Here is a 19,601-nt window from a genome sequence, read left to right as displayed (position 1 = left end):
ACTAGGAAACGGTTGTTAATGAATACGTATGTCTTCAGAGCAGGTATCTTGTCAATTCCTGTGCATTCTCAAGAAAAAGCGTATGGGTTATATGAATAAGATTACATATGGCAATAGGAATTAACGATTTAAACGCAGGAAAGCCTGTTATACAGGAAGATTTTACCAGTGCAAATGAGTCACATAATTGCAGTAGTGATGCGTTCAGAAGGCATGCTCATGTATTAGAATATGGTTACTAACAGCTTACTTGTGGCTCTCGAAAACTCAACCTGGGTTATTTTGCATTTTTGTTTAGGTAAATTTGGAAAGGAAGTGAGCCACAATGCTGATGAATAGATTTGTTAATTGCGATTGTGGCTAACCGATTTTCAATTCCTATTTTGCGTATTGATTGAACTGAATAGCTGGCAAAAATATGAAACAAACCACCCCCACCATCCTGATGATTGAGCCGACGGGCTTTGGGTATAACCCGGAGGCGGCGGCAACCAACAGTTTTCAGCAAGAGTTGCGTGATTTCACACCGAGTCAGGTGCAGGATATAGCACTACTCGAGTTCAGGAATGCGGTGTCGGAACTACGGAACCTGGGAGTGGAGGTGATCACCATACGCGATCCTGAGAATGCAGGCACGCCTGACTCTGTTTTCCCCAACAACTGGTTTTCTACGCATGCTGAAGGGCATTTGGTGACCTACCCGATGGCATCTCCCAGCAGACGAAACGAGCGGCGGCAGGAGGTAATCGAACAGATAAAAGATGCCTGTCAGTGTGAGGGACATATAACGCTGGAATTTTTTGAAGAGCAGGAAACGCCGGTATACCTGGAAGGAACGGGAAGTATGGTACTCGATAGGGTCAACAAGATAGCCTATGCCGCTGTTTCGCCGCGCACAAATGAGGATGTATTGCGGCAGTTTTGCGACAAACTGGGCTACAAGGCTGTTACATTCGTAGCCTATGGAGCGGCTGGAGAGTTGATCTACCATACCAACGTGATGATGTGCGTAGGCGATACCTATGCCGTAGTGGCGCTGGAAACGGTAGCAGAGCAGGACCGCGAAATGTTACGAACTAGCCTCACTGATAACGGGAAGGAAATCATCGAGATCAGCAAAGGGCAAACCTACCAGCACTTTGCCGGTAACATGCTGCAGGTTGAGAACCAGCAAGGCGAGCGCATTCTGGTGATGTCGAAAGCGGCTTATGAAAGCCTGACGCCGAAGCAACAGGAGCGTCTGCTGGCACTCAATGAGCACATCCTATACCTGCCCATCCACATGATCGAGAAAGCCGGGGGCGGTAGCATCCGTTGCATGATCGCGGAGCTGTTCAGCAAACAGTAATTTTTCCGCTACGCTATACCTTATACCTGCCGCCGTATACCTAGCTTTGCGGTTTCATTTATACAGGAGCCTGCATGAGCAGTATCATCTTACTTTTTCTTTGCCTGATTGTGGGGGTGCTGCTGCGGCGGGTACCGGCTTTCCCGAGCACGTCGCCGGTGGTGCTCAACCAGTTCATCATCTATATTTCGCTACCTGCACTGGCGCTCTATGCTATACCTGAGGTAGAATTGGATAGCACGGTGCTGTTGCCGGTGGGGGTAGCCTGGATCTGCTTTGGGGCGGCTGCATTGTTTTTCTATACCTTGGGCCGCATCTACGGCTGGTCCAAAAAGCTGATCGGCTGCCTGATCCTGACAGCCGGACTGGGCAATACTTCTTTCGTTGGCTTCCCAATAATTGAAGCGCTTTATGGCAAACAGGGTTTACAGACAGCCATCCTCGTCGACCTGCCCGGCACCTTCGTCGTGGTGTCGACGCTGGGTATAGCCCTGGCCGCCTACTTCTCCAAAGGACAACCCGATTTCAGAGCTATCGGCCTTAAGATTCTCACTTTCCCGCCTTTCATCGTGTTTGTGATCGCTTTTGCCATGAACGTGGCCAACCTGCATTTTTCAGACGATCTGAAGGATGTCTTCAACCGCTTGGGCAGCACCGTGACGCCTTTGGCGCTGGTGAGTGTGGGCATGCAGCTGCGCATTGAACGCAGGAGCAAGCACTGGCGATTTCTGTTTCTGGGGCTTGCCTTTCAGTTGATTCTGGCGCCACTTCTGATTTACGTGCTGTATGCACTGGTGCTCGGTATGCGTGGTCCGGTGGTGCAGGTGAGCATTCTTGAAGCAGGTATGGCGCCCATGATCACGGCTTCCATTGTGGCTATTTCCTACGGTCTCAAACCCCGGTTGGCTTCCATGATGGTGGGCTTCGGTATTCCGCTCTCTTTCATCACACTGGCAGTCTGGTACCTGCTGCTGCAGGGGCTATAGGTATAAGAGGTTAGCTATTCCTGAAGATTTCTCGTTATTTTACAGGTATAAATACTGGCCCGGGCTATACCTGGGCCTATTCAGATTATGACACAAAACACAACCGAGGGCATCCGCCTGAATAAATTCATCAGCGACGCAGGCATTTGCTCGCGCCGCGAAGCCGACAAACTGATTGAGCAGGGGAGGGTGCTGGTGAATGGCAAATTGCCTGAAGTTGGAGCCAGGATAAAAGGCAAAGACAAAATACAGGTAGATGGCAAGACGCTGCAATGGAACCAGGTGGCACCCGTATACCTGGCGCTCAACAAACCGGCTGGCATTGAAACCACTACCGATCTTTCGCAGCGCGACAACATCATCCGTTTTGTCAATTATCCGGAGCGTATCTTCCCAATCGGTCGCCTCGATAAAGACTCTGAGGGCCTGATCTTCCTGACGAACGACGGCGACATCGTAAACAAAATTCTGCGGGCGGGAAACAAGCACGAGAAAGAGTACATCGTGACGGTAGACAAGCCGATCAACGAAGATTTTGTGCAGCGAATGAGTAGTGGTGTGTCGATCCTCGGCGTGAACACGAAGAAGTGCTTTGTAGAGCAACTGGGTGCAAACAAATTCCGCATCATTCTCACACAAGGTATGAACCGCCAGATCCGTCGCATGACCGAAACGCTGGGCTACGAAGTGCAAACCCTGCAGCGCATCCGCATCATGAACATCACCTTGGCCAAACTTCCGCTGGGCCAATGGCGTGAACTTACCGACGATGAGATTGCCACAATCCAAAGCCAGGTGGCCGATTCAGCGAAAACGGAAGAAGGCTCAGTGAGCAAAAAAAAGGCAGCGACGAATCAAACATCATCTTCACAACCAGGTCGTAAGAAGACAACTACCAGCAACCGACCAGCCCGAAAAGAGGGAGGTGCAGGCAAAAAAAGCAATTTCGGAGCAAGTGACTCCAAAGTTGGCAGAGGCCAGCGTGGCGCTTCGAAAGGGCCGGGAGCTAAAAAGTCAGGAGGAAAGAGCAGTGCAGGTGCCAGGGGAGCCAGCCGGAACGCCCCGGCAGCCAAGGGCGGCGGACGGAAGCGACGTTAGCTTATACCTTTAATTAAGAAAGCCGGTGCAGCAGGCAGGTTGATATACCTGTACCTGTTGCACCGGCTCCTTGCATTTTGTGTACTGATGTCTTTTTTATCGTAGGATTTTGAATCTGCTGCTCGTTCCTAAGGACCAACTTTTAATTTATACACGTATCGTAAAAAGGCACTTACTGATTGTCTTCCTCGTCCTCAGTATCCTCTTCCGGATAAGCGTTTAGTTTGATCTTTTCGATCTGGAGGTAGGTTTTGAATTGATGAATCAGCTTGTCCATTTCCTTTTCCTTCTGCTGCAGGGCATCCACTTCTTCATCTGAAGTTTGCAGTACCGGGCGCAGACGGTTCAGGCTTTCTTTCATCTGAGCCACAGCGTCTTCTGTGTGGTTGATTACATCCTGGTTTTGCTCGGCGGCCATGGCCAGTTGCAGCTGACCGATGTACATTTCCAGGAATTCCACCATATCCCAAGGATTATTGGGGCGGTTCCAGGTAAAGCTGGTGTTGCAGCGACGGCATTTGTAAGTATTGCATTTCCAGCCGTGCTCGTTGGTGGTGGAGCCGGTGCGTTTCAGCATATCAGCTTTGTTACACTTGGGGCACTGGGCATTGTCTTCGATGATGTTGAGCAGGCGCTCCCGCTTGTCCATGATGGCCGTGCGGTTGGTGGCATGCGTGAGCAGCTGCGTTTCCAGATTCTGGCAGGCAGCTGTCATTTGAGTATGCTCCGCGCTGAGTTCGCCTTCTTCCATCAGCTTAGCGGCACGCTTGCTGAAAAAGCGTATCAGTTTGATCAGTTCTCTCTCGTTGGGCTTCAGGGTGGCTTGTTTCATGGGCTTGTGTTTGTTCAAAGTTACAAAATCCGTGGTAAAGCACGAATTGTTGAGCGGATTACCGGGATGCTTTTGCTTCGCGGGTGCGTTTGTAGATGCGGATCGCCAGCATCAGCATGGCCGAGAAAAGAAGCAGCCCCACAATGCCCCACACCATGCTCAGTGCGTTTTTGAGAACCACTAAAAAGACAATGGCGATCAGAAAGACTGTGGCCACCTCGTTCCAGATGCGCAGTTGGGCGGAGCTATACCTGATGATGCCGTTTTGCTGTTGCTTGAAAATGCTGTGACACAGGAAATGATACACGTATAGGCACACCACAAAAGCCAGCTTCCAAACAAGCCAGCCCGGAAAACCACCGCCATACAAGTGCCACATCGTGATACCAAAAATCAGGGTGAGCACCGCCGAGGGCCAGGTGATGCCGAACCACAGGCGCTTCTGCATGATGCGGAACTGGTTTTGCAGAATGCTGCGCTCCGGTTCCGGCTTATCTTGTGCCTCTGCAAAGTATATGAACAGGCGCACGATGTAAAAGAGACCCGCAAACCAGGTAACCACAAAGATGATGTGCAGGGCTTTGATGTATAAAAATGACATAGAGCGTCAGGTTGCTGTTTCGGCAAAGGTACGTAAAACAAAATTCCGGAGGGGAAGGCCCCATCCGGAATTTTCGGGCGGTTTAAAGTAACAATAAAAGCTTTAAACCATTTCTAAACTAAACTTATCTTAAACAGATTTACTGAAAACCGGTACGGTTAACTTGCTGGCCCACAGGCGCGCATCCAGGCACATAGCAATATTGCGAACGAAAGGCTTACCGGCAGGCAGCACCTGTATGTCGTGGTTGCTGTACTCTACCAGGCCGTCGTCAGCGAGTGGTTGCAGGCGCATAAGGGCATCTACAAAATAAGGCAGTTCTTCAGCAGACCAGCTGGTGTAATCGCGGCACATTAGGTTTTGGATGTGGGTACGCAGTAGCATGTCCTCGCCGGTCAGTTCGTGGCCTTTCAGGATCGGCAGATGTCCGGTCAGTACAGCTTCTTCGTAGGCTTCTACTTCTTTGATGTTCTGCATAAAGGCCGTGCCGGTGTCAGAGATGCTGGAGCAACCTAAGCCAATCAGCAATTCGGTATGACGCGCGGTATAGCCCATGAAATTACGGTGTAAAGTTCCGTTATCGGCCGCAATGCACAACTCATCTGCCGGCAAAGCGAAGTGATCCATACCTGTTTCGATGTAACCGGCCTCTTCCAGCATGGCTCTGCCGAGTTCGTACAGACCGCGTTTCACTTCTGGTGCCGGCAGATCGGCCTCAGAATAACGACGCTGGCCTTTGCTCTTCCAGGGCACGTGGGCGTAGCTGTAGAAGGCAATGCGCTCCGGACGCAACTCTTTCACTTTCTCGATCGTCATGCGCACGCTCTCTGCCGTTTGGTGGGGAAGACCGTAGATAATGTCGCCGTTGATAGAGTTATAGCCGATTTCACGGGCGTTGTCAAAAATTTCTTTTGTTTTGGCGAAGGTCTGGATGCGGTTGATTACGATCTGCACACGCGGATCGAAGTCCTGTATACCTACGCTCAGTCTGCGGAAACCCAGGTCATATAGCACCTGCAGCTGCTCGCCATTGGTAGCGTTCGGATGCACCTCGATACTGAAAGCTGCGTCGGGTGTCACTTCGGTAGGGGCCAGCAATCGCTCCAGCAGGTCTTTTAAATTGGCCGCACTGAAAAATGTTGGCGTGCCGCCACCCAGGTGCAGCTCCCTGATGCGTGGTTTCTCATCAAAGAGTGCCAGATACTGCTCCCATTCTTTCAGCAAGGCTTCCAGGTAGGGCGACTCTACTGCGTGGTTTTTGGTGATGCGCTTGTTACAGCCGCAGTACGTACATAGCTGCTCACAAAAGGGCAGGTGCAGGTATAAACTGATGCCTTCTTTTTTATTGGTAGCACGAAAAGCCTGCTGCACATGGCTCATCCAACGGGCCTCGGTCAGGGGCTTTTCGTCCCAGAACGGCACGGTGGGGTAGCTGGTATAACGCGGCGAAGGTACATCGTATTTGGCCAGTAGTTCAGCGGGGGTGACAGCAGTTTTCATATTCGACTCTTCTTTATTCTATACCGAAGCAGACATCTGCTCCATTACGTTTACAAAGGTCGGGCACGCAGGCTACCGAAGAAATGACATTTGTCAGTCAGCGCGTTTTTTCTGAAATTTCGGGCAGGGCAAAGGGGTGATTTTTATCATAAAAATGATTTTCCTGTTACAGGATCTAGTGCTATACCTGCCACGCAACTGCCCGCTATACCTGTTAAGCCAACTACTATGCTCGACCATATCATGCAAACCACGCTTCTGCTGGACGAAATAAAGTGTCGCCATAACATCGCCATGATGGCTGAAAAGGCAGCCCGTAACAACATCCGGCTACGGCCGCATTTTAAAACGCATCAGTCGGCACAGGTCGGGGGGTGGTTCCGGGAAGCAGGCACAACGGGTATTACAGTTTCGTCACTCAAAATGGCGCGCTATTTTGCCTCTCATGGCTGGACTGATATACTGGTGGCTATACCTGTGAACATCCGGGAGATGGCGTTGGTAAATGAACTGGCCGCTAAAGTGCAGTTGCATCTGGTGGCTGTGAACATCGAAACGGTGCAGGCGCTAGCAGAACAAGTACAATACCCGGTTAACCTCTGTCTTAAAATCGATACCGGCTATCACCGCACGGGCATCCTGCCGCACAGTCACGAAGAACTCGATGCGATAGTAACACTGATGGAACAAAGCGACTTGTTGCAGTTTACAGGCGTGCTCGCCCACGACGGCCATACCTACAAACAAACCGATGCCGATGCCATTCGCACCATCCACCACACCACTGTTTTCCTCCTGAACCTGGTCCGCGACAGGTATAAGGCCCGTTTCCCGGCGCTGAAGGTATCGATCGGAGACACGCCTTCGTGTAGTATTTTGCAGCATTTCAGCGGAGTAGACGAGATCAGGCCGGGCAATTATGTTTTTTACGACCTCACCCAACAGCACATCGGCTCCTGCAATTTCAGACAGATAGCGGTGTGCATGGCCTGCCCGGTCATCGCCAAGCATCCCGAGCGTAACGAGATCATCGTGCATGGTGGTAGTGTACATTTTTCTAAAGACAGCCTGGCCACAGCAGATGGTTCGCTGATCTATGGGCGTGTGGTGGACTTGTCTGAAAACGGTTGGTCAGCGCCCCTGGAAGGTATAGCGGTGGTGTCGCTTTCGCAGGAGCACGGCACGCTACGCGCAAGCAAAGCACTCTTCGACAGGTATACGATCGGTGATCTGGTAGGTATACTTCCGGTGCACTCCTGCCTCACCGCCGACCTGATGAAAGGCTTTACCTTGCACGATGGCACGCAGCTGGAGCACCTCTCAGGTATGGGGCGTTAAGTTTTTAGGACGCGTCGCAGTGCAATTAGCCCGAATGGTATATCTTTGCTTTCCCCACAGCAAACCATGAGTACAGTCAGAACGCCCGCGCCGCTGAAACCCATTAAGTCCCCCAAGGCCCCTCAGGCCCCCAGGGTGCCCCGTGCTGCGCCAAAGCGAAAAAAAAGCAAGAAAAAACAGTCGAAACTGCCGTTCTGGATCGGGGTTGGCGTTGTGGCTGCTATTGGTTTGCTGGTGCTCTATGTGGAGTTTTTCACAGAAAAGAAGCAGCCAATCTGGCCTGAAGGGCATAATCCGCTCGGCAATACCATACTGGGTATAGACGTGTCTAAGTACCAGCGCAAGATAAACTGGGAGAAAGTGCGCGACAACGATGTGTCCTTTGCTTTTATCAAAGCCACCGAGGGCAAGAAACTGAAAGACAGCCACTACGAGCGCAACTGGGAGGGAACGCAGGAAGTCGGCATCATCCGGGGAGCCTACCACTTTTACCGGCCTAATGTGTTGCCAGAGGAGCAGGCCCGTAATTTTATTCAGACGGTGGTGCTGCAGCCCGGTGACCTGCCCCCCGTACTGGACGTGGAAGTGCGCGGCAAGCAGCCACTCAACCATTTCCGGGGCGATATCAAGGAATGGCTGGTGCACGTAGAGCGGGCCTATGGCGTAAAACCCATCATCTATACCGGTTACAGCTTTTATAAGGATTATCTGGAGGGCTTCTTTGATGAATACACGCTCTGGATTGCGCACTACAACGTGAAGGAATTACAAATGCAGCGCACCGACCGGGCTCTGCTCTCGTTCTGGCAGCATACCGACCGCGGTGTAATTGAAGGTATAAGGGGGCCGGTGGACTGCAACATCTTCTATGGTACCAAGAAGGATATCCTGAAACTTTGCATTTCGCCGAAAGAACCGACAGAAACAGCAAAGGTGCAGCGATAAGCTGCGCCTTTGCTGTTTGTCGTAGCTATACCTGTTTTCAGTCATTTGGTCAGTACTTCCGATTGCAAGATCATCCTGCTCAAGCGAAGAAGCCATACCTGACTACCAGTCGGTAGCCCAACGGTTGCGGGCTGTGTTAAATTCGCGTGGGCGCTCCTGGTTGCCGCGGTGTGTACGATTTTGATTGCCTGACTGCAGGTAGCCGCCCGAGCCGTAATCCCCATCGCCATACCTGCTGCGCGATTCGCGGTGGTAGCCGCCTCCCATGTAGTTGCCCTGGTCATCACCGTAGTTGGAACTGTAGTAATCGTCGCGCTCAAAGTCGTAGCGCTCCTGTCCGCCACGTCCCTCAAAACGGCGCGACACTTCATTTCCGTACAGGTCTTCACGGTTGGAGCCATACCTGTTATGGCGGCTATAATCCCGGCCTTCTTGCTGGTATCCGCGGCCGCCCATCGATCCACGGCCCTCGCTGCCATACCTGCGCTGCGAGCCCATGCCGCTATCGAAGGGGTGGCTTGAGTCGTGGCGGCCGCCTCTGCTGTCGCCGAAGCCCTGGGCGCCACCGTAGCTGCCCATGTTGCCGTAGTTGCGGGAAGTGCTGTAAGTATTGCTGTCGGTGATGTTTGTATTGGAATAGTTGCGTGAACCACCCCGCTCATTTCCCTGGTTGCCCCAGGTGTCCTGGTAGCTCTCGTTGCCATAGCCGCCGTGCGCTGCAGAGCCATAGTCGTCGAAGCGATAGTCTCTGTCCTGCTCCGGATGGCGATAGCGCTCTGAGCGATGGGTATGGAAACCTCCCTGCTGGCGGTCGTAATCCCGGTCTGATGAGTGTCTGTTCATAGGTATAAGTTTTAGCGTTTTACATCGATACACTATAGCTATAAACGGGAGCGGACGTCAACTGTTGGGGTATTTATGACCGGACTTACCTGGGTGTGGGCGGCATACTCACCGGAAAGGTCGCATGTGTGCCGGCGTCTGGTTTAACCGGCTTTTGGACAAGTGGCCTGTCTTGCTTTTGAGGAGTGTTATAAGGCTTATAACCAAACAGCAGGAAACTGGTCGAGACAGCCACCGAGCCCATCGTGATGACAATAGCCACGTACCGGATGCCGTCGTAAAAGCTGTGTCGTGTTCGCCAGATGGCTAGCCGGAGCGGTTGCAGGACAGGTTGCAGGATGTCGGCGTGCAAAATATTGTGGCGCACCCATTGTATAGATTTTTCTTGCCCGATTACCACCACCGTGCCCAGTATACCAATGTTCACCAGCGAGAACATGGCCATCATCTGCACATAAGGGTTGGTATAAAGGTGTCCGTACAGGTGCTGGCTATAGGCAATGGCTCCGAGCATCAACCCGATCATTAGGATATTAGGGAGACTCAGCAGCCAGTTGTTTTTCGGTTTGTCGTCTTTGGGCGTGGGTATATACGGCACTTTCACCCGGAAAATAGAGTAAATGAGTCCCAGCAGGAAGATCCACCAGGTGCCGGTGCGCAGTATGCCCCCGAACATATGGAAGCCTTTTTCATTTTTCTCATGATACCAGCGCTGCGCATAGTGCCGGATGGCGATGGAAATCAGGAAGAAAGGCGTGAACATGATCAAAAACTCACCCAGCGACACGTACCACGGGAACTCTGCCATGATCAGGGCCAGCGAAGGAATCAGGAAATCGATCAGGTTGAACATTCCGAAAAGGTAGTAGAGCGGAAGTGTGCCGTAATGGATGCGCTGCCGCCAGGTGAAGTGTTTGAACAGCTTCGGGTATACTATAAAGAGCAGTTCGAACGTGCCGCGGCTCCACTTTACCTGTTGTTTGTAGTAAGCCGAAAGCGTGCCCGGCACCAAACCACGATTCAGGATTTTGGGTACGTAAACCGATTTCCAGCCCTTGGCGTGCAGTTGCATGGCAGTGTGCATATCTTCGGCCAGACCAGCGGCATGACCGCCAATGCTGTCGAGGGCGCTGCGGCGGAAGGTACAGTTGGCACCAATGGCCTGCGCTGTACCGTGTGCATTCATCCCCATCATCATCGGGCCGTAGAAATTGTAGGTTTGCTCGGCAGCGCCATAGGCCACCAGACTTTCTTTCTGGTTGTAGTAGGCCTGCACGCACTGCACATAGCCTATTTCAGGGTCTTCAAAATAAGGCAGCACTTCATCCAGAAACTCCGGCACAGGCACATGGTCAGGGTCCAGAACGAGACAGATGTCGCCGGTGGCCTGCTTCAGGGCGTTGTTGATGTTGCCGGCTTTGGCATTGATTTTCTGGGTACGGGTAACGTGGATCACGCCCAGGCGGGCGCATTCTCTTCTTAGAAACGGATCATCGGCCTCATCGCAGAGGTAGGTGGTATGCGGGTATCGTATGCGCTGAATGGCTTCCAGCGTGTTGACGATCATCTCGTAGGGCTCGCCGGGGCAGAAAGTAGTGAGCACATCTACCTTAAATTTAGTGCGCAGTTTGGGCTTAACAGGTACACTCACATCAAAGTAATGGTACCACTCATGCAGGGTACGGAGGAGTTTGAAACCCAGCGCAGTGGTCAGCATGATGTAGAGGGGCAGGTAGCCGATATGGTCTTTGTCGATGAACCAGTATAGGAACAGCACCATCGAGATCAGGCCCATCACGATCATCAGCCGGATAGTCAGGACATCCTTCGGCTTTGGGTCAACGCCGGGAAGAGAAGCATGCTGTACTTTCGGATTACTGGCAGGAGCGTTATACATCGGGGAATGAAACGTGTATTATCTTAAGAATGGCTTATTGAACATGCAGCTGTTGTTTTGCATGCTTTATGATTATCTGGTGCAATAACATCTGAAGTTTATACTCGTATTAGCCTCAAAAGTTCTGTCGCTTCAAACTGATTTTGATTACTTCCACCCACCCTATACCTGCAATATGTTTACCCACATAATGGTTTGTTTCACCAGTAAGAGTGCAATTTTTCTCTTTTGCCTGCTACTAATCAGCTCTTGTTCTTTTTTAACATCTGATAATCAGCAATATGTCAAAATGGGACGCACGGTTGAGGTAGTGAAGGAAGGCGACAAGTATACCCTCTACCGTCACGGCAAACCTTACTTTATAAAAGGAGCCGCCGGCTACACTTATTTTGACAAAGTAGCGGCCTATGGCGGTAATTCTATCCGGGTATGGCACACCGATGAAGACACCCAACGAATACTCGACGAAGCGCACCAACAAGGCCTGACCGTGATGCTGGGGCTCTGGATGGAGCGCGAGCGGGAAGGATTTAACTATTACGATAAAGACGACGTGGCTGCCCAGAAGGAGCGTTTGCGTGAAGAAGTGCTCAAGTATAAAGACCATCCGGCCCTGCTGATGTGGGTGGTAGGCAACGAGTTATACGCTGAAGGATCAAATGTGAAGGTATGGGATGCCGTGAATGGTGTTGCAGAAATGATCCATAAAATCGACCCTAATCACCCGACTACCACCACGGTGATGAACGTACCAAATCAGGTCGTTAACCTGATTAAGCGCCGCTGCCCGGCTATAGACATTCTCTCTATCAACTCATTCGGGGCTCTTTACGACCTACCGGCAGAAGTTCGCGATACGAACTGGGATGGCCCCTATGTTATCGCTGAGTTTGGAGGGCGGGGTTACTGGGAAACCTACACCACCTGGTGGTATGCGCCCATCGAGCAGACCAGTTCGGAGAAAGCCGCCTTTGCCCGCCAAAGGTATGAGAAAACGGTGCTGGCTGACCCGGATCGTTGCCTCGGGGCCTATGCTTTTATCTGGGGGTACAAATATGAGACAACGCCAACCTGGTTCAGCATCATGACCGAAACCGGCGAAGAGACCGAAATGGCGCAGGTGATGCGCGAAATCTGGAGCGGAAAGCGCGACTTCAATCGTGCGCCGCACATTGCTTATTTATCACTGAAAGACATTTTCCCATCTGACCAGGTATACCTGCAACCCGGCGAACTCTCCACAGCCGCCGTTTTTGCCACAGACCCGGATGGCGATAGTCTGCAGGTAAAGTGGGAATTGCTACCCGAAACCGTGAGCGAAGATGGCAATGCCATAAAAGAACAAAAGCCGGAAGTGATACCTGATGCCCTTCAGAAAGCGGCAGGTAACAGCGTTACGCTCAAAGCTCCGCAGCAGGAGGGCCCTTACAGGCTGTATGCCTATGTGTATGACGGGCAAGGAAACGTTGCCACCGCCAATTTCCCGTTCTATGTAAAGGCCGGTAATACCTTTAGTTCAGCTTTAGATTTTTACTAAGGTATACAGCGAAATATTTAAACCATTTGGCTGTTTTTTGGACTTATTTAATGGTCTTGCGCTATCTGATTCTTTATTTAGTAAGTGCTACAACTAATTCGGCACTTCATCAGTAAACCACTTACCTCAGTTATAGATTTAGGAGTAGTACAATTTAGACTGTTTCCGCTAGAGGCAGTCTTCAGGCCATGCTGTCTCCTTCTGAACATTTCATAGATCCTGGAGCCTGAATGAACACATGAGCAAGCAACTGAATAATACAAAAATAAAAAAAACCCAGACGACGGAAAAAGTAACAAGTGCCTTGTCGAAAAATGGGCAAAAGCCTTCCAATAAGCTATCGGCAGAGGACTTTTACAAAGAAGCGCTGAACCTGCTAGTCAAGAGCGAGGCGAAGTATCTGGTAGGAGGTGGCCTCGCCCTCGATATGTATACCGGGATTAACAGGGCCACCAAAGACCTGGATATTTTCTGCAAGGTAGGAGAGTGCCCCCGCATACTCAAAACCTTTGCGGAAAGCGGCTACGATACCGAGATGACTGATGCCCGCTGGCTGGCCAAAGCCAAAAAGGAAGATCACCTGATGGACCTGATCTATAATAACCCGGCCAGCCTGTGCCCCGTGGATGACCGCTGGTTTGAGTACGCCACCGAAGGAGAATTATATGGGGTTAAGGTGAAGTTTATGCCGCCTGAAGAGCTTATCTGGTGCAAGCTGTACGTGCAGAACCGCGAACGATACGATGGCTCAGACATTAACCACCTCATCCTACGATGCGGCGAAAAATTAGACTGGAACCGCCTTTGGTCTTACACCGAGCAGCACTGGCAACTTATGCTGGCACAGTTCATGAGTTTTCATTTCGTATATCCTTCCGACCGCGACATGATACCCCGTTGGCTGATGGACGAACTGCTGCTGCGGGCCAAAGAGCAATACGACGTGGAAACACCCAAAGAAAAAATCTGCCGCGGCCCTTACATCGACCAAACACAATACGGACACGATATTACGGTATGGGACTACAAAGCCCTTACCATGCGCACTATTTAGGTTTTTGCTGCCAAAATTCTATACCTGTATACCTGTAGGAAATAGAATACGGCTTAGTATTTTTAGACAGCGAAGAAAACTTTAGGAGTGGATCTATACCTTAGGTATAGCGTATGTTTTAATCTACCTCCCTCAGGTATATTCCTTTTATAAATCCATACCTTGACACATAAAGCGAAAGGCCCTGTGCGTACAGGGCCTTTTGCTTTAGAACTTATTGCTGCGTCTCTCCAGCAGAATGGTGTTGCGCCATACCTCGTGTAGCTGGGCAATGCGTTCGCGGTAGCCGATCTGGCGGAAGCCGTGTCGCTCCTGCATCCGCAGGCTGGTCAAATTGTCGGCAAAAGTTGATGATTGTAAGGTCCAAATGCCATTGGCTTCGCTTTCGTTTATCATGGCGTGCATTAGTTGGTCGGCTATACCTCTGCCGCGGTGGCGGGTGGCGATGTATATACTGAATTCGGCCACGCCACGGTAACAGGCTCTGGACGACACAGGCAGCAGCGCCACCCAACCCAGCACTTCATCCTTTTCAATAGCCACTATTCGGGTATGCGGCAGGTGGTTGCGGTCCCATTCCTCCCAGCTGGGCACCTCGGTGTTGAAGGTAGAGAAACCGGTTTCCAGGCCTTCGCCGTAGATGCCGAGCACCTCGAGGGCATGCTCCGGCTGCATTGTTGCAAGCTGTATCATTGCTTATTTCCAGATCAGAATGAGAGTTCCGCACAAGATCACGCCCATGCCTAGCAGCAGGCGCGGTGTGAACGGTTCGTTCAGCAAAAAGTAAGAGAGTCCCACCGTTACCAGTATACCTGCCCGGTCGATGGTCGCTACCACCGACACATCGGCCGTTTTGATGGCTTTAAAGTATAAAATCCAGTAGACGGCAGTGCAGACGCCAGCCAGTATAAACCAGGTAAGTGTTTTGTTGTCAATCTGTAATGCCGACTTGAGTCCGCCCGCATACAGCGCATGGCCGAGCACCATCATAAACAGCACTCCTGTGCGGATAACCAAAGCCAGGTGCTCGTTGGCATTGTTATTCATTCCCATCTTCGCAAACACCATCGCCACGCCTCCTGTGAGCATGGCTATGAGTGCGTATCCTAACCAAGATTCCATTGTCCAGAAATTTTCAGGCTGCAATAGTACGACAGGTTTCGTTCTCTGCAATTACTTGTGACTTGATTTTTGCGGAGATCTACCGCTTATTTTTTGGTGAGTTGGTTGGCTAGTTTTGCCTGCTTTATTTCAACCTGCATGGCAGCCAAATCGGAGCGGAATTTTTTGCTTTTTAACTTACTGTCATTTTGTTAAGAAACTTGGTTGAAGTGAGATTAAGCTGAAGCTACTAGCAACCAAGATCCTTAAAGGATAACAAAAGAGATAAGGTGAAGCCCTACCCTTCAAAGGGGGAACTTCTGCTACTTCCTCTTCTAAGGTATAGCATCGTAGCAAAATTAGACCATTGGCAGGTATAGCAAAATTAACTTGCCCCTTCAGCAATGAAACAAATCTCCTGAGCCAGGTGCACCTAAATGATTACCCACTGTTTGAGCGTTCAGCGAGTGGGGGTAGGGGCCCTCGATTTTTTTGTCAAGACAAAAAGGAGGTGCCCGCCGCACAGGCGAAGCTACAGAGCGACGCAGGTCTCTATACCTGTAATGGCAGTTGCTATACCATATGTCCGCCCTGGCCAGGGCAAGCTGTAAAACAAAGCAATTTGCTATACCTGCAACAAGCAGTAGCAACAACAAAATCCTTTCCTATAATCTTATTACCTTAGCACCACATTGCCAAAGGCATTAAATACTCATAATTTCAACACAAGACATAAATAATCATACATGAGCACCGAAGTAAGAGCACTCGAACCGAAAGCCCTCTGGAATAATTTCGCTGACCTGAACGCCGTGCCGCGTCCTTCCAAAAAAGAGGAGCGTGTGATCGCCTTCATGATGGAATTCGGCCAGAAACTTGGTCTTGAAACCATTCAGGACGAGATCGGCAACGTCATCATCAAGAAACCCGCCACGGCAGGTATGGAGGACCGCAAAACAGTACTGATCCAGAGCCACATGGACATGGTGCACCAAAAAAATGCCGACACTGATTTTGATTTCGACACGCAGGGCATCGATATGTATGTGGACGGTGACTGGGTAAAAGCCCGCGGCACGACACTCGGCGCTGATAACGGTCTTGGTGTTGCTTCCATTATGACCCTGCTGGCCGCTACTGACATTGAGCATCCGGCTATTGAAGCGCTGTTTACGATAGACGAAGAAACAGGTATGACTGGCGCCTTGGGCCTGAAAGGTGGTTTGCTGGAAGCCGAGATTATGCTCAACCTCGACACCGAAGACGATACGGAACTGACCATCGGTTGTGCCGGCGGAGTGGATATTAACGCCAGTGGTACCTACCAGCCCGAAGGTATAAGCGGCGACATGAGAGGCTACAAAGTAAGTATCAAAGGCCTGACTGGCGGTCACTCAGGTATGGATATTTACCTCGGTCGTGGCAATGCCAACAAACTGATGAACCGTTTACTGCACCAAGCTGCTGAAAAAGTTGGGCTGTGCATCGGCACAATCGATGGCGGGGGACTGCGCAATGCCATTCCGCGCGAGTCGGTGGCTGTGGTGGCTATACCTGCAGGCGAGGCTACGACTTTCGAGAAATTTGTGGAGGTACTGACGGCTATCTTGAAGAACGAGCATGCTACCACTGATCCTAATTTAACTGTAACGGCGGAGCAAACTGAAGCCCCGGCGCAGGTGTTGCCAGCTGACTATCAGTCGAAACTGTTGCGTGCGCTTTATGCCTGCTACAACGGAGTATACCGTATGAGTCCAGACATTGAGCACCTGGTGCAAACTTCCAACAACGTAGCCCGTGTGCTGGTACAGGACGGCAACCTGACTGTGCAGTGCCTCACCCGTAGCTCTGTTGACAGCGAGAAAATGGATTTGGCGGCCGCCATACAAAGTGCACTGGAACTGGCTGGTGCAGCGGTAAGCCTGAGCGGAATGTATCCGGGTTGGATGCCGCGTCCGGGTGCCGGCATCGTGCAGATAATGAGCGACCTGTACAAAGAGAAGTATAACGGCGAAGCCCACGTAAATGCCTGTCATGCTGGACTTGAATGCGGTATCATTGGTGCGAACTACCCGGAAATGGAGATGATCTCTTTCGGTCCGAACATTCGTGGCGCTCACTCACCTGACGAAAAGGTGCAGATCAGCTCGGTACAGAAATACTGGGATTTTCTGCTGGATACCCTGAAGCGTATACCTGCAAAGGCCTAACGCCCCACTCTTAACTGAACTTTCAAAGCCTCTTTCAGCTCCATCTGGAAGAGGCTTTTTTATACCTATTTACTCACCCGCATCACCCAATCCATTTCCCGGTCCACCGCCTGCAGTGCGATCCTCGATTCCATAATCAGCAGCAGACTGGCGTAGAATAGTAGGCCGGCGCCAATCAGGCTAAGCAGCGTGATAGCCCAGGCATAAGGCAGATTGAGCACATCGAACAAGGCGATGGCGATGCTGGTGGCTACAAAAACACCCAGGGTCAGGTATAGGCACGTCATGGCGCGTTGCAACAGGCGGCAGCGGCGGGTGACGCGCAGCAAAAGATCGAGCAGGAAGCTTTTCTCTGCCGGGTCGGATTGAGAAGATACTTCTTTGCTGGTGAGTGTACTGTACTGGTCTGCCAGTTTGCGGACCCGTTCCATGCTGCGACTCAGGCGCTGGGAGGTCGTCAGGATAAGTGAACCACTGGCCATGATCAGGATGGCCGGGGTGATCATGGCCGAAAGAATTGTCAGTGCTGCTGAGAGGTTGTCCATACCTGTGCTATACCTTGTTTAGGCAACCGGCCAGGCCATCATGGTGGCAATGGCATTGGCAGTCTGTCGTGTATCCTGTCGGCTGAATTGTACCACCACCGGCACATCCGATTGCAGCACGCATGAGTAGGGTGTGTCCAAAGCTATAGCCAAGGGGTCGATCAGGTCGTTGAAGCGCACTTCTTTCATGCGCTGCGCTTCTACACAGATCGGGTAGGGGCCATTCGGCTCACGGTCCTGGTAATAGATGACCAGTTCGATGTCTGCTACTTTGCCAGAGGTGTTAAGGATGCTGAGGCTGTCGTGGCTGGTAAACTCAGGTTCTTTGCCGTTCGTGCCAAAGGGGATGTGGCCACCGGGAATGACCCATTGCTTGCTGCCTGTTTTTTGTGGTTTCATGTTGGTTGCTCTTCTTTCGATAAACTCATTCAAGGCCCATCAGGCGACGCATATAAGGTGTTAGGAATACGCCGTTCGGGTCCATTTCTTTACGCACTTTCAGAAAATTGTCAAATTCAGGGTATAGCGGCTGAAGTTCTTTGGCTGTGAGCGTGTGCTTTTTCCCCCAGTGCGGACGACCGCCGTGCTCCAGAAAAATGGGTTCGATGTCCTTGAAATAATCCCAGAAAGGAAGGCCCGCATTGTGGTGCAGCGAGATCGTAACAGAATCGGTCGGGTAGGGGCTGAGGTAGGCATCGTCCGGGGCTATAGTTCGGTATAGTACACGCCAGGCCACTTCTTTGCGATGTTTCTCTTTTACCCGTTTGCGCACCGCCTCAAAACAGGCCGGGCCATTTTCGACGGGCAGGGCATATTCCATTTCGTCGAATTTTAGGGTGCGCTTACGTGGCAGTATCTCGTGGCTCCAGCCTTCCTCTTCTTTCACGCAGGTGGCATAGGGCAGGTCAAACATGTCATTGCCGGGTTCATTTAAGGTACGGATCTTGGTCATGTCGGAGCGGGGATACCAGTAAAAGTCGAAGTTGCGGTTGTTTTCGGCCAGCTCGTCAAGGTGCTCCATGCATTGCTCTATGTGTGTGCACCACTCCCGACGATGCAGTTTAAAAGCAGGCTCCAGTTTAAGTCTGATCTGGGAGAATATCCCCAGCATACCCATGGAAGTGCGCAGCGCCCGGATGAACTCCGGATCTTCTTCAATGTGCTTGTCGATGATATCGCCGGAGGCTGTGATCAACCGGGCCCCGATGAGCATGGTAGAGAGGTTCTGTAATTTTTTGCCCGTACCGTGCGTGCCCGTACCAATGGCTCCCGACACGTTCTGCACGTCCACATCACCGGTGTTGTGCATGGCAAGCCCCACTTTATAGAGTGCCTGACCGGCATCGTGCACCTTCATACCGGCATAAATGGTGGCTTCGTTTGCTGCAGTGTCATGCGATACCAGGCCCTGCAGTTTGTCGAGCGAGATCAAGGTATCCTGCGTTTCAATGAGAGGAGAGGAGGAGTGCTGTGCACCGGTAACCCGCACATTGCGCCCTTCTTTAGCAGACTTTGCAACGGCTTTGGCTATTTCCTTTTCGTTTTTGGGGTGGAGCAACTGCTTCGGGGTAAAACACAGGCTACCCGACCAATTGGTAACTTCTTTCGCCATACAGGAATGTTGGTTTGTTATACCTGTGCAGCCATCAGGTTGGGTGCATGAGGCGCAGGTATAAATTCCTGTTCTTTAACGGGAGCGTCCGTTTGGGGTTATCTATCTGTCTGCAACGCTATCTTTTTGAGGGCCGGAACAGATCAATACCGAA

18 protein-coding genes are annotated in these 19,601 nt (G+C 51.3%); 8 read left to right on the top strand and 10 right to left on the bottom strand.

Features of this window, described 5'->3' with window-relative positions:
• The first annotated feature begins 418 nt into the window (after nucleotides 1–418).
• The 3 genes from ctlX to rluF all read left to right on the top strand — a co-directional run bounded on the left by ctlX (nucleotide 419) and on the right by rluF (nucleotide 3,432).
• The gene (gene ctlX / locus K3G39_RS04190; RefSeq protein WP_220624926.1) at nucleotides 419–1,348 is read left to right on the top strand and encodes a citrulline utilization hydrolase CtlX; all 930 of its coding nucleotides are present in this window, start codon (nucleotides 419–421) and stop codon (nucleotides 1,346–1,348) included.
• A 74-nt stretch (nucleotides 1,349–1,422) separates the two neighbouring features.
• A complete protein-coding gene (locus K3G39_RS04185) occupies nucleotides 1,423–2,334 on the top strand; it encodes an AEC family transporter (protein ID WP_220624925.1) in 912 nt (303 codons plus the stop codon).
• Nucleotides 2,335–2,421: 87 nt separating this feature from the next.
• Nucleotides 2,422–3,432: a 23S rRNA pseudouridine(2604) synthase RluF gene (gene rluF / locus K3G39_RS04180; RefSeq protein WP_220624924.1), complete on the top strand. Its 1,011-nt coding sequence runs from the start codon at nucleotides 2,422–2,424 to the stop codon at nucleotides 3,430–3,432.
• Nucleotides 3,433–3,604: 172 nt separating this feature from the next.
• Here the strand turns inward: rluF and K3G39_RS04175 are convergent, their stop codons facing one another.
• The 3 genes from K3G39_RS04175 to hemN all read right to left on the bottom strand — a co-directional run bounded on the left by K3G39_RS04175 (nucleotide 3,605) and on the right by hemN (nucleotide 6,365).
• On the bottom strand, nucleotides 3,605–4,264 hold the full coding sequence (locus tag K3G39_RS04175; RefSeq protein WP_220624923.1) for a hypothetical protein: 660 nt from the start codon (nucleotides 4,262–4,264) through the stop codon (nucleotides 3,605–3,607).
• A gap of 58 nt (nucleotides 4,265–4,322) precedes the next feature.
• Nucleotides 4,323–4,865, bottom strand: a complete 543-nt coding sequence (locus K3G39_RS04170; RefSeq protein WP_220624922.1) for a CopD family protein — start codon at nucleotides 4,863–4,865, stop codon at nucleotides 4,323–4,325.
• A gap of 129 nt (nucleotides 4,866–4,994) precedes the next feature.
• The gene (hemN, locus tag K3G39_RS04165; RefSeq protein WP_220624921.1) at nucleotides 4,995–6,365 is read right to left on the bottom strand and encodes an oxygen-independent coproporphyrinogen III oxidase; all 1,371 of its coding nucleotides are present in this window, start codon (nucleotides 6,363–6,365) and stop codon (nucleotides 4,995–4,997) included.
• A 228-nt stretch (nucleotides 6,366–6,593) separates the two neighbouring features.
• On the opposite strand from hemN, the gene K3G39_RS04160 reads away from it, so the two are divergent.
• Nucleotides 6,594–7,703, top strand: coding sequence for an alanine racemase (locus tag K3G39_RS04160; protein ID WP_220624920.1), 1,110 nt, complete (start codon nucleotides 6,594–6,596; stop codon nucleotides 7,701–7,703).
• A 66-nt stretch (nucleotides 7,704–7,769) separates the two neighbouring features.
• Entirely contained in the window at nucleotides 7,770–8,648 is an 879-nt protein-coding gene (locus tag K3G39_RS04155) for a glycoside hydrolase family 25 protein (protein WP_220624919.1), read from the top strand.
• A gap of 102 nt (nucleotides 8,649–8,750) precedes the next feature.
• On the opposite strand, the gene K3G39_RS04150 is transcribed toward K3G39_RS04155, so the two are convergent.
• Complete coding sequence (locus K3G39_RS04150; protein WP_220624918.1) at nucleotides 8,751–9,491, bottom strand: hypothetical protein; 741 nt, start codon at nucleotides 9,489–9,491, stop codon at nucleotides 8,751–8,753.
• Between the two features lie 85 nt (nucleotides 9,492–9,576).
• Complete coding sequence (locus K3G39_RS04145) at nucleotides 9,577–11,388, bottom strand: glycosyltransferase family 2 protein (protein ID WP_220624917.1); 1,812 nt, start codon at nucleotides 11,386–11,388, stop codon at nucleotides 9,577–9,579.
• A gap of 289 nt (nucleotides 11,389–11,677) precedes the next feature.
• Here K3G39_RS04145 and K3G39_RS04140 point away from each other — a divergent pair, with 289 nt between their 5' ends.
• Complete coding sequence (locus K3G39_RS04140) at nucleotides 11,678–12,925, top strand: glycoside hydrolase family 2 TIM barrel-domain containing protein (RefSeq protein WP_255593924.1); 1,248 nt, start codon at nucleotides 11,678–11,680, stop codon at nucleotides 12,923–12,925.
• Nucleotides 12,926–13,163: 238 nt separating this feature from the next.
• The gene (locus K3G39_RS04135; protein ID WP_220624916.1) at nucleotides 13,164–13,979 is read left to right on the top strand and encodes a nucleotidyltransferase; all 816 of its coding nucleotides are present in this window, start codon (nucleotides 13,164–13,166) and stop codon (nucleotides 13,977–13,979) included.
• A 207-nt stretch (nucleotides 13,980–14,186) separates the two neighbouring features.
• Here K3G39_RS04135 and K3G39_RS04130 read toward each other — a convergent pair whose 3' ends face one another.
• Nucleotides 14,187–14,672, bottom strand: a complete 486-nt coding sequence (locus K3G39_RS04130) for a GNAT family N-acetyltransferase (protein WP_220624915.1) — start codon at nucleotides 14,670–14,672, stop codon at nucleotides 14,187–14,189.
• A gap of 3 nt (nucleotides 14,673–14,675) precedes the next feature.
• The gene (locus K3G39_RS04125) at nucleotides 14,676–15,101 is read right to left on the bottom strand and encodes an EamA family transporter (RefSeq protein WP_220624914.1); all 426 of its coding nucleotides are present in this window, start codon (nucleotides 15,099–15,101) and stop codon (nucleotides 14,676–14,678) included.
• A 725-nt stretch (nucleotides 15,102–15,826) separates the two neighbouring features.
• On the opposite strand from K3G39_RS04125, the gene K3G39_RS04120 reads away from it, so the two are divergent.
• The gene (locus tag K3G39_RS04120; RefSeq protein WP_220624913.1) at nucleotides 15,827–17,290 is read left to right on the top strand and encodes an aminoacyl-histidine dipeptidase; all 1,464 of its coding nucleotides are present in this window, start codon (nucleotides 15,827–15,829) and stop codon (nucleotides 17,288–17,290) included.
• A gap of 65 nt (nucleotides 17,291–17,355) precedes the next feature.
• On the opposite strand, the gene K3G39_RS04115 is transcribed toward K3G39_RS04120, so the two are convergent.
• From K3G39_RS04115 to K3G39_RS04105, 3 genes are read right to left on the bottom strand one after another with little or no spacing between them, the layout of a single operon-like run.
• The gene (locus K3G39_RS04115) at nucleotides 17,356–17,835 is read right to left on the bottom strand and encodes a DUF2721 domain-containing protein (protein WP_220624912.1); all 480 of its coding nucleotides are present in this window, start codon (nucleotides 17,833–17,835) and stop codon (nucleotides 17,356–17,358) included.
• 18 nt (nucleotides 17,836–17,853) lie between these two features.
• A complete protein-coding gene (locus K3G39_RS04110) occupies nucleotides 17,854–18,234 on the bottom strand; it encodes a sensory rhodopsin transducer (protein ID WP_220624911.1) in 381 nt (126 codons plus the stop codon).
• A gap of 25 nt (nucleotides 18,235–18,259) precedes the next feature.
• A complete protein-coding gene (locus tag K3G39_RS04105) occupies nucleotides 18,260–19,447 on the bottom strand; it encodes a D-arabinono-1,4-lactone oxidase (protein WP_220624910.1) in 1,188 nt (395 codons plus the stop codon).
• Between the last annotated feature and the right edge of the window lie 154 nt (nucleotides 19,448–19,601).

It is taken from the genome of Pontibacter sp. HSC-14F20 (assembly GCF_019599265.1).
GTDB lineage: Bacteria > Bacteroidota > Bacteroidia > Cytophagales > Hymenobacteraceae > Pontibacter.
Note: the sequence above shows the minus strand (reverse complement) of the source record. Positions and strands in the feature narration are given on the sequence as shown.